General features: G+C 60.7%; 13 protein-coding genes. 10 read left to right on the forward strand and 3 right to left on the reverse strand.

What is annotated here, in order from left to right; genetic code table 11:
* Positions 1 to 12: 12 nt before the first annotated feature.
* The 8 genes from Q0072_RS07505 (at position 13) to Q0072_RS07540 (ending at position 6,908) form a co-directional block, all read left to right on the forward strand.
* Positions 13 to 159, forward strand: coding sequence for a catalase-related domain-containing protein (locus tag Q0072_RS07505; protein WP_298327960.1), 147 nt, complete (start codon positions 13 to 15; stop codon positions 157 to 159).
* A gap of 208 nt (positions 160 to 367) precedes the next feature.
* Positions 368 to 1,054, forward strand: a complete 687-nt coding sequence (locus tag Q0072_RS07510; RefSeq protein WP_298327922.1) for a hydrolase — start codon at positions 368 to 370, stop codon at positions 1,052 to 1,054.
* Between the two features lie 118 nt (positions 1,055 to 1,172).
* Entirely contained in the window at positions 1,173 to 3,119 is a 1,947-nt protein-coding gene (locus Q0072_RS07515; RefSeq protein WP_298327924.1) for an amidohydrolase, read from the forward strand.
* A gap of 11 nt (positions 3,120 to 3,130) precedes the next feature.
* Entirely contained in the window at positions 3,131 to 3,367 is a 237-nt protein-coding gene (locus tag Q0072_RS07520) for a DUF1427 family protein (protein ID WP_298327927.1), read from the forward strand.
* Positions 3,367 to 3,519 (forward strand): DUF1427 family protein, encoded by a 153-nt coding sequence (locus Q0072_RS07525; RefSeq protein ID WP_298327930.1) that lies wholly within the window; start codon positions 3,367 to 3,369, stop codon positions 3,517 to 3,519. Before Q0072_RS07520 ends, Q0072_RS07525 begins: the two co-directional genes overlap by 1 nt.
* Positions 3,519 to 4,742 carry an alginate export family protein gene (locus tag Q0072_RS07530; protein ID WP_298327933.1) on the forward strand — a complete coding sequence of 408 codons (1,224 nt, stop codon included), beginning with the start codon at positions 3,519 to 3,521 and terminating at the stop codon, positions 4,740 to 4,742. Before Q0072_RS07525 ends, Q0072_RS07530 begins: the two co-directional genes overlap by 1 nt.
* Before the next feature lie 148 nt (positions 4,743 to 4,890).
* A complete protein-coding gene (locus Q0072_RS07535; protein WP_298327938.1) occupies positions 4,891 to 5,319 on the forward strand; it encodes a DoxX family protein in 429 nt (142 codons plus the stop codon).
* Positions 5,316 to 6,908, forward strand: a complete 1,593-nt coding sequence (locus tag Q0072_RS07540) for an MFS transporter (RefSeq protein WP_298327941.1) — start codon at positions 5,316 to 5,318, stop codon at positions 6,906 to 6,908. The genes Q0072_RS07535 and Q0072_RS07540 overlap by 4 nt, the downstream gene beginning before the upstream one ends.
* A gap of 248 nt (positions 6,909 to 7,156) precedes the next feature.
* On the opposite strand, the gene Q0072_RS07545 is transcribed toward Q0072_RS07540, so the two are convergent.
* On the reverse strand, positions 7,157 to 9,100 hold the full coding sequence (locus Q0072_RS07545) for an isoaspartyl peptidase/L-asparaginase (protein WP_298327944.1): 1,944 nt from the start codon (positions 9,098 to 9,100) through the stop codon (positions 7,157 to 7,159).
* Between the two features lie 204 nt (positions 9,101 to 9,304).
* Between Q0072_RS07545 and Q0072_RS07550 the strand changes: the two genes are divergently transcribed.
* Positions 9,305 to 12,073, forward strand: coding sequence for a TonB-dependent receptor (locus Q0072_RS07550; RefSeq protein ID WP_298327947.1), 2,769 nt, complete (start codon positions 9,305 to 9,307; stop codon positions 12,071 to 12,073).
* Between the two features lie 36 nt (positions 12,074 to 12,109).
* On the opposite strand, the gene Q0072_RS07555 is transcribed toward Q0072_RS07550, so the two are convergent.
* Positions 12,110 to 13,891, reverse strand: coding sequence for an amidohydrolase (locus Q0072_RS07555; protein WP_298327951.1), 1,782 nt, complete (start codon positions 13,889 to 13,891; stop codon positions 12,110 to 12,112).
* A gap of 142 nt (positions 13,892 to 14,033) precedes the next feature.
* On the opposite strand from Q0072_RS07555, the gene Q0072_RS07560 reads away from it, so the two are divergent.
* The gene (locus Q0072_RS07560) at positions 14,034 to 15,161 is read left to right on the forward strand and encodes a succinylglutamate desuccinylase/aspartoacylase family protein (protein ID WP_298327954.1); all 1,128 of its coding nucleotides are present in this window, start codon (positions 14,034 to 14,036) and stop codon (positions 15,159 to 15,161) included.
* Between the two features lie 617 nt (positions 15,162 to 15,778).
* On the opposite strand, the gene Q0072_RS07565 is transcribed toward Q0072_RS07560, so the two are convergent.
* Positions 15,779 to 16,000: hypothetical protein (locus Q0072_RS07565; protein ID WP_298327957.1), on the reverse strand; the 222-nt coding region annotated here is incomplete at its 5' end.

The following is a 16,000-nucleotide window of genomic DNA, read 5'->3' on the forward strand; positions in this document are numbered from 1 at the left end:
CTGTTTGCCAACATCGCCGCCTCCATGGCCGGGGTGCCCGACGTCATCATCGAACGGGCGTTGAGCCACTTCGAACGCATCCACCCGGACTACGCCGAGGGTGTCCGGGCGGCGCTGAACATTCCTTCTGTTTTAGAGTTGCAAATTTCGCAACCCTAAATGACCTGCTCGACCTCTACTCGCAACGCCGCGTAAGAGGTACATCGGGTTCATCCGTACCGCGTACCACGCTTGCGTTCGCTTCGCAGCGTTCTCTCACTCTCTCACAGTCACGTTCTGCACCGGCAAGGTGTACCCCAGAGGTGCGTAATCCTCTGAACGGCGAAGCCTTGCCTTCAACAGACGCCCCCACCCAAGAGGATACATCATGACCTTCCGTGCCAAATCCCTGATCAATGCTGACGATACCGCTTTCATCTTCATTGATCACCAGCCGCAAATGTCGTTCGGCGTCACCAATATCGACCGCCAGCTCCTGAAGAACAACACCATCGCGCTCGCTAAGACAGCCAAGCTGTTCGGGGCTCCTATCATCCTGACATCGGTCGAAACCGAAAGCTTCTCCGGCTATATCTGGCCGGAACTTCTGGATGTCATTCAGCAGGACCCCATTGAACGCTCGTCGATGAATTCGTGGGATTCCGAAGCCTTGGTAACCGCCGTCAAGGCGACCGGCAAAAAGAAGCTGGTCATCGCCGCCCTATGGACCGAAGCCTGCCTGCTCTTTCCGGTCCTGTCGGCGCTCGAAGAAGGTTACGAGGTTTTCATCGTCACCGACGCGTCCGGCGGCACGTCTCAGGAATCGCACGATGCGGCCGTGCGCCGTATGGAACAGGCCGGCGCCCATTCCATGACCGCCGTGACGGTGCTTCTGGAACTGCAACGCGACTGGGCCAATCGTGGCACCTATAACGGCGTCATGGAGATCGTGCGTGAGCATTTCGGCGCTTACGGCATGGGCGTCGATTACGCCTATACCCACGTCCACAAGGCTCCGCAGCGCGGTACCTTCCCGCATAGGGTCGTTAAGACCGAAGCCCTTGAGCACGCCTGACGTCTGCCCCGACGTCCGACGGAGTGGTCCCACCCCGCCGCTCCTGTCGCGTGTGCTCTGGCCGCCTGTCCCCTCCCCGCCCCGACAGGCGGCCCTCCTTCCCCGTCGAGGTCCGCCGATGACGCTTTCCCTGATCAACCGCCGACGCGCTCTGACGGCTTCGGCTGCCCTACTCGCTACCTCCGCCTTCGCTAAGGACGATGCCATGACACCCGATCTGATCCTCTACAACGGCAAACTGATGACACTGGATCGCGTCAACCCTACCGCAACCGCTGTGGCCATCACCAACGGCGTCTTCAGTGCGGTGTCTTCTGACAGCGAGATCATGAAGCTGAAAGGGGCCAGAACGCAGTTGATCGACCTCAAAGGCAAGCGCGTCCTGCCCGGCCTGAACGACAGCCATACCCACCTGATCCGCGGCGGCCTCAACTATCTGATGGAATTGCGCTGGGACGGCGTAAAGTCGGTGGCCGATGCGCTCGATATGCTGAAGGCTCAAGTCGCCGTGACCCCGGCACCGCAATGGGTGCGCGTGGTCGGCGGCTTCAGCGAGTATCAGTTCGCGGAAAAGCGTTTGCCGACGCTGGAAGAGATCAACGCCATTGCGCCCAATACCCCCGTCTTCATCCTGCACCTCTATGACCGGGCGCTCCTCAATCAGGCGGCCCTGCGTGCCGTGGGCTACGACAAAAACACCCCCAATCCGCCGGGCGGCGAGATCCAGCGCGACAGCGCCGGCAACCCGACAGGCCTTCTGATCGCGCGGCCCAATGCCCTGATCCTCTATGCAACGCTGGCCAAGGGGCCGAAGCTGTCCCCCGCCGATCAGGTCATATCCACGCGCCATTACATGAAAGAACTTAACCGGTTGGGTATCACTTCGGTAATCGACGCGGGCGGCGGCTTTCAGAACTATCCCGAAGATTACGACACCATCGGCACCCTGGCCGCCAATGATCAGTTGACGGTGCGTATCGCCTATAACCTGTTCACCCAGAACAAGGGCAAGGAGCTTGAGGACTTCCAGACCTGGACGAAACTGGTGAAGCCCGGTCAGGGCGACGCCATGTATCGCCACAATGGCGCGGGCGAGCTGCTGGTCTTTTCCGCCGCCGATCTTGAAGATTTCAAGGAGCCGCGGCCGGACCTGTCGGCGACGCTGGAAGACGAGCTTTATGCCGTAACGAAGCATCTGGTCGAAAACCGCTGGCCGTTCCGCATCCACGGCACTTACGATGAGTCGATCTCCCGCTTCCTCGATGTGTTTGAGCGCGTCAACGCCGAGATACCTTTCGGGGACCTGCACTGGATCATCGACCACGCCGAAACGATTTCGCCGCGCAACATCGATCGCATTAAGGCCCTTGGCGGCGGCATAGCCGTGCAGCATCGCATGGCCTATCAGGGCGAAGCCTTTGTCGCCCGCTATGGCGCAAAAGCCGCCGAACAGACGCCGCCGGTCAAGCGTATGATCGACGCTGGCCTGCCCGTCGGCATGGGCACGGACGCCACACGCGTGGCCAGCTATAATCCGTGGGTCGGTCTTTACTGGCTGATTTCGGGAAAGACCCTGGGCGGCCTTTCCCTTCACACTGCGCAGAACCGTCTGGACCGGGAGGAGGCGGTGCGCCTTTACACCGAAGGCTCGGCGTGGTTTTCGACGGAAAACGGTCGCAAAGGCGCACTCAGGGTCGGGCAATATGCCGACCTCATCGTCCTGCCGCAGGATCTGATGTCCATGCCGGAAAGCGATATCAAAGACCTCTATTCCAGCCTGACCGTCGTGGGCGGCAAGGTCGTCCATGCTCAGGATGAGTTCAAACCGCTGGCCCCGCCACCCTTGCCGATCAGTCCAGACTGGTCGCCGGTACGCACCTTCGGGGGTTATCAGCACAAAAAGACCGATGTGACCTCGCTGGATCGCATTTCACGCGTCGCCTGCGCTTGCGGCAGCGACTGCACCGTGCATGGCCATGCCCACGGTCAGGCCTATGCGTCAAACGTCCCGGCCCACAATCTCCGCGACTTCTGGGGCGTGCTCGGCTGCGCCTGCTTTGCCTGAGGGATAAGAAGATGAAAACCCAAACGCTCAAAATCGCCGTCGGTCTACTGCTTGGCTTCGCCATTGGTCTCGGCTGCAATCTGGCGGGCATCCCCAGCCCCGCCCCGCCGGTGCTCACCGGTGCGCTTCTGGTCCTGTCCATGACCATCGGCTGGATACTAACTGATCGCTGGTTCGCGCAACGCCCCAAGGTCAATGAAGCCAACTGCGCCGGTCCCACCGGTGAGCCCAATAAGGATCAGATGTGATGACACCGCTCATACTCGGCATAGCTCTGGGGCTCGGCATCGGTTTTATCTGCCGCTATTTCGATCTGCCCCTGCCCGCGCCGCCTCGACTAGTCGGGGCCCTGCTCGTCGTCGCCATGACGCTCGGTTTTATCGCCGGCGGATCGTTCTGATGTTCGCCACCCTTCTCGCTGCCGTGTCGCTGGTCGGTGAGACGGCCAGCCCCCCGCCGCCCCTGAAGCTTACGCTCGAAACGAGGTTGAGATATGAAAACCTGTCTGAGGAGGCGACTGTGGGGATGTCTCAACCGGCTCAGGACGACTATGTCCTGCGGCGCGCTCTGGTGGGCCTCGACTGGGCTATCGACGGAAACCTTCGCGTTTTGGGCCAGCTTGGATTCCACGACGTTGTGGGCCAGAAAGGCCCCCTGACCGCCACAGAAGAAAGCGGCACGGATATCCAGCAAGCCTTTGTGGAATATCGCCATAAGACTCTGAGCCTGCGTGCCGGGCGACAGGAAATGCCGCTCGGTGCGCAACGCCTGATCTCCCGTCGTGATGGTCCCAATATCCGTCAAAGCTTTGATGCGCTGCGTGTCAATATCGGGGGGCTGAGCGGCTTTGTCGGTCATCCGGTGCGGATTGGCCATAAATCTTTCGATGATGCGGCAAACCGGGATCAAACCTTTTACGGTCTGTACGGAGCCTTCAAGGTGCCCCCCCTCACAGGGATGCAGGCGGATCTCTACGCGCTACAGCTGGAGCGCAAGGCGGTCCGCTTTGGCGCGGTGACGGCCGACGAAAACCGGACCAGCCTCGGTGTGCGCCTGTCGGGGGGACGAGAGGCTTTCGATTATGACATCGAAGCGGTTATTCAGAGCGGCACCTTCGGCTCCCAAACCATCCAGGCCCATTATGTCTCGGCAAATCTCGGTTACACCCTGACGGGTGACAGGGCCGCGCGGATTGCGCTGAAATTCGATCAGGCCAGTGGAGATGACGGGAAAGGGCGCTTAAAGACCTTCAATCCGCTTTTCCCGCGCGGGTCCTATTTCGATGAGGCGGGCCGGGTCGGTCCGGCCAATCTGGTGCGGCTGGGCAGTACCCTGACCCTGAAGCCACATCGAACCGTGACTCTCACGATAGGTGCAGACCGTCTCTGGCGGGACCGGGTCTCGGACGCCCTTTACCGCCAGCCCAACCTGCCTGTGCCCGCAACGGCGGGAAAGAGCGGACGGTATACCGGTGCACAGGCCTTCATCGCGGGCACCTGGCAAGTCACGCCGGAACTCAGCCTGACCACCCATGTTTCGCACCTCAATATCAGCTCGCGCCTGAACGGCATCGGTATTGCCGACAGCCGTTACATCGGTGTCTGGCTGGGCTGGGCCCCTTAGAGCGCAATCCGATAAAGTGCCATAAAAGTGTCTTGGCACTTTTCGGAAAAATTGCGCGACCAAACAGAAACTTAGAGCCATTCGGTGGCTCAACTGAGCCGACGAATGCTCTGGAGCCGCCATCTCCGAACATAAGGAACCTGATCCCATGACGCTTGATACCAAGGCGGCCGTCTGGCTGGCGCAAAAACCGGCCCTACTGTGGCTGCCCCGCCTGATGCTGGCCGCAATATTCGTCGAAAGCGGCGTCGATAAACTTTGGCACTGGCCGGCCTATGTACAGGACGCGGCTGCCCACGGCATTCCGTTGGCGCCCTTGTCGCTTGCGCTGGCAGTCAGTGTGGAAATTCTGGGCAGCGCGGCACTACTCGCCGGTGTGTGCCTGACCCCGGCCCTGCTCGCCCTTGCCGTTTATACGCTTATCGTCAACTTTTTCTATTTCGACTTCTGGGCCATGGTGGAACCCGCCTCACTGATGGCGCGCAAAGAATTTCTGAAAAACATCGCTGTCGCCGGAGGCTTGCTGGGCTGGTGGACCCTGACGCTTCGCACGCGCATCGGGGAGGCAAAGGCATGAACCTGTCACCAGCCACCGTCCGCCCGTCCGGGGCCTTTGCGCCTTTGGTGCAGCCCGTTTTTGCCGTGCTCTGGGTCGCAACGGTGCTTGGCAATACCGGCTCCTTTATGCGCGATGTCGCTTCGGCATGGCTGATGACCGATCTTTCGGGATCGCCCGCCGCCGTTGCCATGGTCCAGGCCGCCGCCACCCTGCCCATATTTCTGCTGGCCATCCCGGCGGGGGTGCTGACCGATACAGTGGATCGCCGCAAGCTGCTGATTTTTATTCAGCTCCTCCTGGCCAGCGTCAGCCTGACCCTGATGATCCTGACCTCGACCGGGCAGATGTCCGTCGCCACGCTGATTGCCGCCACCTTTGTCGGCGGGATTGGTGCGGCCCTGATGGGACCAACCTGGCAGGCCATTGTGCCGGAACTGGTGGGCAAAGCAGATGTAAAAAGTGCCATTGCGCTCAACTCACTTGGCATCAATATTTCCCGCGCGATTGGGCCGGCACTGGGTGGCATTCTTCTGGCGGCCTTCGGTGCGGGCCTCACCTATGGTGTGGACGTAGCGACCTATGTTTTTGTGATCGCGGCCTTGTGGTGGTGGAAGCGCCCGGCGGTGCCCCGCACCCATCTGTCTGAGTCGTTTGGCGGGGCGTTCCGCGCCGGCCTGCGATACGTGAAATCGAGCCGCCCCCTGCACCGGGTTCTCATCCGGGCCTTCGTCTTTTACCTGTTCGCCAGTGCGCTATGGGCGCTCCTGCCTTTGGTGGCCCGGACGCAGCTTTCGGGTGACGCTGGTTTCTATGGCCTTCTGCTGGGCGCGGTCGGGGCGGGTGCCATCGGCGGTGCTATTGTCCTGCCGCGCCTGCGGCTCTTTCTGAGCACCGACGGTCTGGTGCTAGCCGCCGCCCTGATCTCAGCCGCCGCCATGGCCGTCCTCAGCGTAACCTCGCTCAAGGCGCTGGCGCTTGGGCTTGGGCTGTTGACGGGTGGGGCATGGATCACCGCCCTGACCACTCTCAACAGCGTGGCACAGGGCGTGCTTCCCAACTGGGTTCGCGGACGCGCCCTCGCAGTTTATCTGACGGTTTTCAATGGCGCCATGACCCTAGGGAGCCTCGGTTGGGGCGTACTGGCGGCGCATGTCGGCATCGGTTCTGCGCTACTGGTGGCCGCCACGGGGCTGATCCTGACTACGCTTGTCTTTCATCGCTTCAAGCTGCCATCGGCTGAGGCCGATCTCACCCCGTCGGTTCATTGGCCCGAACCGGCTGGTCCGGGTCATGCCGACACTCACCGGGGTCCCGTAATGATCCTGATCGAGTATCAGATACGCGAAGCCGACCGGTCATCGTTTCTGGCCGCCATCCATCGTCTTAGCGATGAACGCCGCCGCGACGGGGCTGTGGCCTGGGGCATTACCGAAGACAGCCACGACCCACAGGCTATGATAGAATGGTTTTTGGTGGAGTCGTGGGCCGAGCATCTGAGACAGCATCAACGGGTATCCAGGGCCGATGCCGACCTTCAGACCGAAGTCCATCGCTTTCATCAGGGCACAGACGCTCCCAAAGTGAGACACCTGATAAACCTGCCTTAGGGCACGACTGTCGCTTAGCCGTGCGGAGGAGGCATTGGACTGTACTGCGTATCGCTGGCCACAAAATTGCCCTTAGCGTCGTTTTCGAAAAGTACGACGCACTCGCGAGATCTTAGAGCGCAATCCGATAAAGTGCCGTAAAAGTGTCTTGGCACTTTTCGGAAAAATTGCGCGACCAAACAAAAACTTAGAGCATTCGGCGGCTCAAGTTAGCCGACGAATGCTCTGGGAGGTTAAGCGCAAATGGCCTACCTCAACGCTTCACCCGCAAAGATGCCGGTCTGTGGGGTTGGTGCATCCGAAGACACAGCCCCACGATACATGCCCAGATCATTGATAGCAAAGACCGCCTTGCCGTCCTTATCCATAGCAATCAGGCCGCCATCGCCGCCCAGAGCCCCCACCGACATAATTGTATTATAGGCCGCCTGATCAATCGTTTCCTTGTTCCAGCGCACACGGTCGCAGACCTGCCGCGCGGCGCTGTCGCGAATGAAAAATTCACCGGTTCCGGTCGCCGAAACGGCGCAGTCTCCGTCGCGGGCATAGGTGCCCGCCCCGATCACCGGGGCATCACCGATACGGCCCCACTGTTTTCCCATTAGTCCGCCCGTTGAGGTCGCCGCCGCCAGATGGCCGTCAGCATCCAGCGCAACGACGCCAATGGTGCCGTAAAGGTGCGACCGGTCGATGCCCGCCAGATTCTTCGCCTTCCAGGCCTCAAACGCCTTCTGACGCTCTGGCGTCAGGAAGTAGGACGGATCGACCTGCTCAAGCCCCTGTACCAGCGAGAAGGCGTCCGCGCCTTCCCCGGCCAGAAACACATGGCGCGTCTTGTCCATTACCCTGCGCGCCAGACGGATCGGGTTCTTTGTCCGCGTGACACCTGCAACCGCCCCGGCCTTCATCGTGCCGCCGTCCATAATGGCGGCATCGAGATAGGCCTTGCCATCGGTCGCGATGACCGCTCCCCGGCCCGCGTTGAACAAGGGATCGTCTTCCAGCACACGCGCTGTGGCTTCGACGGCCTCAAGCGCGCTTCCGCCACTGGCCAGCACCTTTTGCCCGACCTCAAGTGCCTGCGTCAAAGAGGCCCGATAGCGCGCCTCCTTCTCCGGCGGCATATTGGCGCGTTCAATAACCCCGGCCCCGCCGTGGAGAGCCAGAGACCAGCGCAGACGCTGCGTCACCACACCGTCTTTGACGTCATAGGTGCGGGTGAAGGCCGGGTTGCCGACCGCCAGGGTCCTGAGGTTAAAGGTCGAGGATTTGCCAATCCCGACGACAGAAACCCCTTGCAGGTTCAGCGGCTTGCCGGGTTCAAGGTCTGTGGCCTCCCCCCCCGTGACCAGCCACGCCTTGCCATCCTTGTTGGTATGGACGCGCGCCGTGCCGTCGGCTTCGACGGTCAGCGCGGCTTCTTCGTCAATGCCAAGCCCCACCAGCGGATGGGCGTAGCGCGCGGTGGGTGAGGCCCTGAGTTGATTGGCCTTGACCACGAAGGCAAACAGACGGCCCAGACGGTCGCGTTCGGCAAAATGGCTGTCGGTGACAATCCGTGTCAAAAGCTCAAAATGCAAAAAGTCACCGACCATGGTGACCGCTGGCCCCAGCGGGTCTTTCAGCGCTTCCGACGAGGTGACGCTGCCGCCATCCATGGCCCCGTAGGCCCAACTCCCCTGCACCGCCAGCCCCGCACTGGTGCCGCCCAAAGGCTTTCCGGCCGCGACATGGGCATCAATCAGCTCATTCAGCGGCGTCCCTTTCCAGAAGCGGACGTAGCGCGCCTGATCCCCACCGGCCAGAAAGATACCGTCCGCCTTTCGGACCGCTTCCAGCAGCTTCGGGTCAGAGGCCGCCTTCCGATCGGTGAACAAAAAGGTGCGAACGCTCGTGACACCCTTAACGCCGTTATAGAATTCGTCCTGCGACTCCGTCGTCCCTGAAGCGCGCAGCACGACGATGTGGCCATTGCCGGCGCGATTGACGAACCAGCAAAACGCCTCATAGGCCCAGTCCCCGCCGCCGGACATCAAAAGCCCGCCCTTCACCTCACCGGGGGTCGGGCGGCTTTCATCGCCAATGACAAAGGTCTTGTAGCCCGGTCCGCCCGTCCAGCTTTTCGGCTTTGCCTGTACGGGAAGCGCAATGGCCAGAACACACAGGGCGAGGCTCACGATCAGACGGCGCATTTCAGTCTCCTGTGCGGTATGCAGGTGCAACAAATTTACGTCACTGTGGCGGAGAATTTATGACGCGACAACAAAATGATTGCGCAAAAAAGCAAAATACGGCCCGCTTAAGACACGAAATCTCCACGAAATATCCGGTTTGAAACAAAAACTGCCGGACGTCTGGAGATGTCACCGTCGCACCAATGGACTGGAGATTGCCTGATGCCGCAGAACCGCCTCGCCACCTATTGCAAGCTGAGCCTGATGATGGGGTGTAGCCTGTATGGACTTGCGGCCACGGCAGCGCTGGCGCAAACGACCCCCACCGCGACTGAACCGGCCTCGGCCGAAGAGCCGCAGGTGGTGACGGTTGTGGGCTCACGCATCCCACGGGTGCGCAAGGAAGGCCCAGCACCCGTAACCGTCATTACCTCCGACCAAATTCGCGCCGGCGGATTCGCGAATGTGCCGGACGTGCTGAAGACCCTCACCCAGAACAGTGGTGAAACGCAGAGCATGCAGTCGGGTAACGCGGCCGACTATTCACCGGGGGCCCAGCAGGTGAACCTGCGCGGCCTCGGCCCAAACCATACTCTGGTTATGGTCAATGGCCGCCGCGTCGCCGACTATCCGATGCCCTATAACGGCGATTCGAACTTTACCGACATCTCGAACATCCCGCTGGGCATGGTCGATGCTATCGAAGTGCTGAGCGGATCGGCCTCGGCCATCTATGGTTCGGACGCCCTGGCCGGTGTCGTCAACTTCAAGCTCAAGCAGCACGCTGACGGCACGACCTTCGACTACCGCTACGGCTGGACCGAACAGGGTGGGGGTGCCTCGCATCGTTTCAATGCATCATCCGGCTTTGACTTTGGCAAGTTCCACGGGGTCTTCGGCGGCGAAGTGATGATCCAGGACCCGGTCTATGGCTATCAGCGCAAGCGTCAGGACTCAACCGCCGACGCCCCTGATCCCGCCTATCAGATGGGGGTGACCAACTGGCTGCGCGTAGATTACGATGTCTACGCCATCAACCCCTCGGCCGCCGACTGCGCGCGCACGGCGTCCACCAATGGTGGCACCACAACGGTGCAGAGCGATCCCTATTATGACGGCACCTATTGCGGTTCGCAGACGGCTCAGAGCTATCGCACTGTCGTCTCTGACCGCAAAAGCGCTAACTTCGTCGGGTCCTTCACCTATGACCTGAACGACAACACGCACCTCTTCCTCGACGCACAGCTGGGGTTCAGCAAGCTTAAGCTGCTCAAGCGTCCGCTGTCGTGGGGGTATCAGGACGCCGATGGCAATGATGTGGGCGACTTCTACAATGCCCACGCTTCTCGTGAAGACACCGATAACTGGTACCGTATCTTCACGCCGGAAGAGATGGGCGGGCTGGAGCGCGCCATGCGCACGGTAGATTCCAAAACGATCACCCTCACGCCGGGCATCCGGGGCACCTTTGCTGAAAAATGGACGTATGAGGCCGCCATCAGCGCCAGCGCCTATAACGCCAAGGTGACCTTCCCCATGATCAATGTGGCGAAGGCCAATGCACTGTTCCTTGGGCCACAACTGGGCATGGATACAGACGACGCCTATCTGGGCGAAGATGACGGCTATGGCCTGCCGGTGTTCAACGCCAATCCGACGCGCTTCTACACGCCCCTGACCCCGGCTGAGTTCGAGTCGATCCGCGAAGAAAGCGTCTATAAGCCCCGCTCATCGGTTGTTCAGGCCTCGCTGCAACTGGGCACGCAGGAACTGTTCCAGATGCCGGCGGGCCCCGTCGGTTTCAGTGCCATTGTCGAAACGGGCCGTCAGAACTTCAATCAGGGCACCGACCCGAAGGCGACGCAGCCCTACTATTTCAGCTGGGTGGACTTTACCTCCAAAGGGCATCGCACGCACGCGGCTGCGGCCGTCGAATTCTCCGTGCCCCTGCTCTCCACCTTGCAATCCAGCCTTGCGGCGCGTTACGACACGTTTGACTATGCCGGCAATAGTGTCGCCGAGACGACCTATAATATCGGCCTGGAATACCGCCCGATGGACACCCTGCTATTCCGGGCCGCCTGGGGCACGGGCTTCCGCGCCCCTGACCTCAACTACGTCTATCGCGGCACTGGCTTCGAAGAGGGGCGCGCCACCGACTACTATCAGTGTATTCAGGATGGCGATTATCCGTCGGACTGCGGACGCGGGCCGCGTATTCGCGTCCGTACCGGCGGTAATCTGAAGCTTGAGCCGGAAACCTCCGAATCTTTCAACACCGGTTTCGTCTGGGCCCCCAGCCGCGCTTTTGACATCAGCGTGGATTACTTCAAGATCGACATGAAGGGTCAGGTTGAGGATCTGCTGGTCAACAATCTGACGCGGACCGAAGGCGAATGCCGCGCCGGCCTGCAAAACATAAATACACCGACCTGTCAGGACGCGATTGCCCGCGTCACGCGCGACAGCGACGGCGATATCACGCAGGTCTTCGTCAGCCCGATTAACGTGTCGGTGGAAAGCACCTCCGGTGTGGACCTGTCGGCCCATGCCCGCCTGCAAACCCCCATCGGCAAGCTGAGCCTCACCGGCAACTACACGCACACCATCGACCACGACTATACGCGCTATGTGGGCGACCCGGCGATCAACAAGCTGGCCAACGATTCCAGCTACTACATTCCGCGCGACAAGGCCTCGATCACCGCCAATCTGGAGAAGGGCGCGTGGAGCTTCAACCTGTCCGGCAACCATCTAAGCCGTCTGCCGAACTACGATGAAAATGCTTGGGTCGGTTCATACACCACCTATAACGGCTCGGCGCAGTACAAGGTCAATGACAAGGTGCGCGTATCGCTGGCCATCACCAACCTGTTTGATAAAAAGCCGCCCTCCGACAAGACGTGGGTCAGCTATCCCTACTACAACACCAGCTGGTACGACGGCATAGGCCGGTCGGGCTTCTTACAGGTGACCTATAAGCTGGATTAAAAACGAAAGGCCGGGAACGATCCCGGCCTTTCTGTTTTACAGACCGTCTGCCTGATAAACCACCTGACCACCGACAAGGGTCATAAGGACCTTTGTGCCGCTGATCTCTTCGGGTGAAATGGCGAACAGATCTCGGTCAATAACGATCAGGTCGGCCATCTTGCCGACCTCGATTGAGCCCACCTCGCGTTCCTGATGAAGGCTATAGGCGGCGTTGATCGTCATGGCGCGAATGGCCTGCGTCAGTGACAGGCCGGGGTCAACACCCAGACGCCCGGGATATTTCTGCACCTCCGCCCCAACCGCGCGCCGCGTCACCGCGATTTGCAGCGCCAGCCATTCGTTGAGCGTATCCACCGGCCAATCGCTGCCGAACACGAGGCGCGCACCGTAAATCTCTAGCAACCCCGACGGCTCAAAAAGGGCATGGCGCGCAGGACCCAGATAGTCGCGCACACTGTCCACTGTATCCGGTCCCGGCTTGCCCCACTGAAACGACAGCACAGGCAGGGCATTCAGTTCGCCAAAGCGGCTGTAATCAGCTGGATCAACCAGTTCAGCATGAGCAATCGCCGGGCGGACAGGACTTTGGGGACGGGCGGCGCGCAAGGCGGCCACGGCATCCAGTGCCTGACGCACCGCCCCGTCACCATCGGCGTGCATATGCGCATCAAGTCCGGCATCAGCGAGGAGGATCAGCGTATCCCGCAACTGTGCGTCGCTGAAATAGGGCTGAGGGCCCCGGCTTTTGCCGGGCCGCCAGTGCGGTGTGGCCGCCGTACCGGCGTTCTCAAAATACGGCGCCAGCATAACGCCCGTCAGTGACGGTGCGGCCACCACACCATCCAGAAACAGCTTAGCGGTATGAAGGCGCAAGCCCGGCTCAGCGCCTTGGCCGACCTGCTCATAGACCTGCTTCTGGCGAACGACCTCCGCCACGGCTTTACCGGCGTTGTAATCCGTGCCTGAATCTATCAGCACCCCGAAATGCCCGCGCGCCGTGAGTTCACCCGCGCGCATCACCTCGCCATAGGCCGTGAGGGTCTCGACATCAGTATAAGCGTCAAGGAAGCTCGTAATCCCCTGCTCACCCATCATTTTGAGAGCGATCCGGGTAGCCTTGAGATGGGTGGCCGCATCCGGTGGTGGGACGTGCTGGCTGATCAGGGCCTGCGCTGCGTCTTCGAAGCGACCGGTGGGCGCGCCGTTCGCATCCCGCCGTATAAGGCCATCCTTGGGGTCAGGCGTGTCGCGTGTGATGCCCGCGATGTCAAGGCCACGCCGGTTGGTCAGGTTGGAGTGACCGAACGACGAGCGGACCATGATCGGTCGCGTAGTCTTAAGCCTGTCGAGATCGGTGTGGCTCAAGACCGTGCCTTCGGGTTGCATGGCCTGTTCATACCAGTTGATGACCGTTAGCCAGTCATCAGGACCAGCCCCCGGCTCGGCGTCGAGACAGGCCTGAATCTTTGCCTGAAACTGAGGAACCGTCAGCGGCTCATAACGCAGATTGCAACTCAGTTCGCGCAAGCCTCCCGACTGCGGGTGCATGTGGCCATCGATCAGGCCGGGCAGGACCATGCGGCCTTTCAGATCAAAAGTGCGCGTCTTGCGTCCGATCAGAGCCCTGGCCCCCACATCATCGCCGACATAGACGATCCGCCCATCACGCAAGGCGACGGCTTGCACAACCGTGTCGGAGGCATCGACCGTATGGATGCGCCCGTTCACAAAGGCCATATCCGCCGGTCTGGGCTTCGCGAACGACGCTGATGCACAGAAAACCAGCGCAAGCCCGACAGCATAAAGCGTTTTCATGAGGGTATCTCCTTACCAGCCATGCCCGTCAGTCTAGGCGAATTTGGCGTTGGCGTTAAGGCGCATTGATGCCGTATGCGGCCAATGGACACCGCAGCGGCGCAGGGCTAAGGTAGGCGTCGGATCAGTCTGGATTGCCCGTATGCGCACACGTCTTTTTAGCCTCGCCGCACTTGCCCTGCTCACACTGGCCACGCCGCTTTCCGCGGCCACGACCTATACCGGCGACCGCATCGACGGCGTGAAGGTCGTTGACAGACTGGAGGTCGCGGACCTGCCCACAGGCAAAACCCGGTTGTGGTTTCGCGTGCTGGACACCTCGATCGGTCAGGGCTGGTACATTCCGATCGTGGTGATCAAGGGCGCGAAGCCGGGGCCGAAACTACTGATCACGGCCGGCATCCATGGCGACGAACTGAACGGCATTGCGGTGATCCATACGCTGGCCGAAACCCTAAACCCGGACAGCCTCAGCGGCACCATCGTCGCCATTCCGGGGCTGAATACGCCCGGTCTCCTCCATTCGACGCGCGGCTTTACGTCTGATGTGATTGGCACGGGCGGAGACAATCTTAACCGCCTTATGCCCCATGTACCCCATCCCGACGAAGCGACAGGCAGCCCGGCAACGCGCTACGATCAGCGCATCTGGACCCAGTTGTTTGTCGGGAATGCCGACTTCGCCGTTGACCTCCATACCCAGTCGCGCGGGACCACCTACCCGGCCTATATCTTCGCCCAGACGGGCGAGGCACGAAAAATCGCCGATGCCCTTAAGCCCGATGTCATCAACATGGACCCAGGCGTCGATGGGGCTATTGAAAACATGCTTAACGCCATTGGCGTACCTGCGGTGACCTACGAACTGGGCGCGCCCGAAACCTTCGACGAACCGATGATCGCGCGCACTGTGTCGGGTCTGCGCAATCTGATGATCACGCGCGGCATGCTGGCGGGCAAGGCCGAGGCACCGGGCAAACCCTTTGTCGGCAACGCAATTGGCAATGTGAAATCCCCCAAAGGCGGCTGGGCCCGCCTCAAGGTGAAACTGGGCGATTGGGTCACGGCCGGACAGGCCCTGTTCACCGTCCACAACCCCTTCGGAGACACAGTGGCGACAGTCAACGCGCCCCGTGCGGGACAAGTCCTTTCCCTGGCGACCGACCCTCGCATTGAACCCGGCGACTGGGTGGTCCGGCTGATGTGGTGGGACGACACGCTACCCTGCAAGGCTGATGGCTGTCCTCCCGGCTCCTTTCCCGAGGAATAGAGCACACGACTCCCCAATCATTTCTCATCGTCCCACATACGCGTTCGCATGCCCACGCCTGGAGGCATGGCGCCCCCCATATCTTGCTTTTTGGCTAAAAGGCCCGAAATCTAATGGGGTTTTGAGATAAGCGCGTTTGTATCCAGGGTTATTGAAAAAAGACTCTTGGGTACTCCATTCGAGAATGGCTCATGTCACTGATAGAGTAAGGAATGCTCTTTTCTTCAGCCTCTGGGATGCGGTCGGCATCTTCGGCTAGGGTATTAGACGGGTAGATTTCGCCCCTCATACTGACCACATATCGTGGGGCCTTGCCGAACGGATCACGGAGTCTGTGTGCGCCATTTGGGGGTATCGCAAAATAGGCGCTGGCCGAATTACCAGCCGCCCTTGCTGAAGTCGCGGCGATGCCCGCCGGTCCAGGGGCATGCTCAATGTCTTTGCGGCAGAAATCACTAACCGGGCACGGACCGTCGGTAACAATTCCCGAATAGACGGCGAGGCTGTGCCTGATGAAGCGCCCGCGCCTGAGTTCGGTGCGTCAAAGTACGATCAGGGCCAAAAAGGCGGATGACGGAGCGCCCACTTCTCGAAGACGCCGAGACACGTACCGATGCCTATGCGGATACTCTCAGTATATCGAGCATCATTGACAGGTGATGTCGAACCGCCTGCGTGCGCTCAGCAGAGGTCATGCCACGCAAATCACGCCCGAGCCCCTGCAACCAGGTTGAGACCAGGGCAGCCGTCTGCCTGTCTGCTGCCGCACCCTCACGCGGAAGACGTCTGAGTGTCAGATAGGTGGTTTGACCGCGCGTATAGCGGATCATCGCCCCTAC

Origin of the sequence: Asticcacaulis sp. (assembly GCF_027484505.1) — a bacterium.
GTDB lineage: Bacteria > Pseudomonadota > Alphaproteobacteria > Caulobacterales > Caulobacteraceae > Asticcacaulis.

Excerpts from the sequence above, each read along its gene's own strand:
- Q0072_RS07510 (WP_298327922.1), top strand. The coding sequence starts at position 368 with ATGACCTTCCGTGCCAAATCCCTGATCAATGCTGACGATACCGCTTTC.
- Q0072_RS07515 (WP_298327924.1), top strand. The coding sequence starts at position 1,173 with ATGACGCTTTCCCTGATCAACCGCCGACGCGCTCTGACGGCTTCGGCT.
- Q0072_RS07520 (WP_298327927.1), top strand. The coding sequence starts at position 3,131 with ATGAAAACCCAAACGCTCAAAATCGCCGTCGGTCTACTGCTTGGCTTC.
- Q0072_RS07525 (WP_298327930.1), top strand. The coding sequence starts at position 3,367 with ATGACACCGCTCATACTCGGCATAGCTCTGGGGCTCGGCATCGGTTTT.
- Q0072_RS07530 (WP_298327933.1), top strand. The coding sequence starts at position 3,519 with ATGTTCGCCACCCTTCTCGCTGCCGTGTCGCTGGTCGGTGAGACGGCC.
- Q0072_RS07535 (WP_298327938.1), top strand. The coding sequence starts at position 4,891 with ATGACGCTTGATACCAAGGCGGCCGTCTGGCTGGCGCAAAAACCGGCC.
- Q0072_RS07540 (WP_298327941.1), top strand. The coding sequence starts at position 5,316 with ATGAACCTGTCACCAGCCACCGTCCGCCCGTCCGGGGCCTTTGCGCCT.
- Q0072_RS07545 (WP_298327944.1), bottom strand. The coding sequence starts at position 9,100 with ATGCGCCGTCTGATCGTGAGCCTCGCCCTGTGTGTTCTGGCCATTGCG.
- Q0072_RS07550 (WP_298327947.1), top strand. The coding sequence starts at position 9,305 with ATGCCGCAGAACCGCCTCGCCACCTATTGCAAGCTGAGCCTGATGATG.
- Q0072_RS07555 (WP_298327951.1), bottom strand. The coding sequence starts at position 13,891 with ATGAAAACGCTTTATGCTGTCGGGCTTGCGCTGGTTTTCTGTGCATCA.
- Q0072_RS07560 (WP_298327954.1), top strand. The coding sequence starts at position 14,034 with ATGCGCACACGTCTTTTTAGCCTCGCCGCACTTGCCCTGCTCACACTG.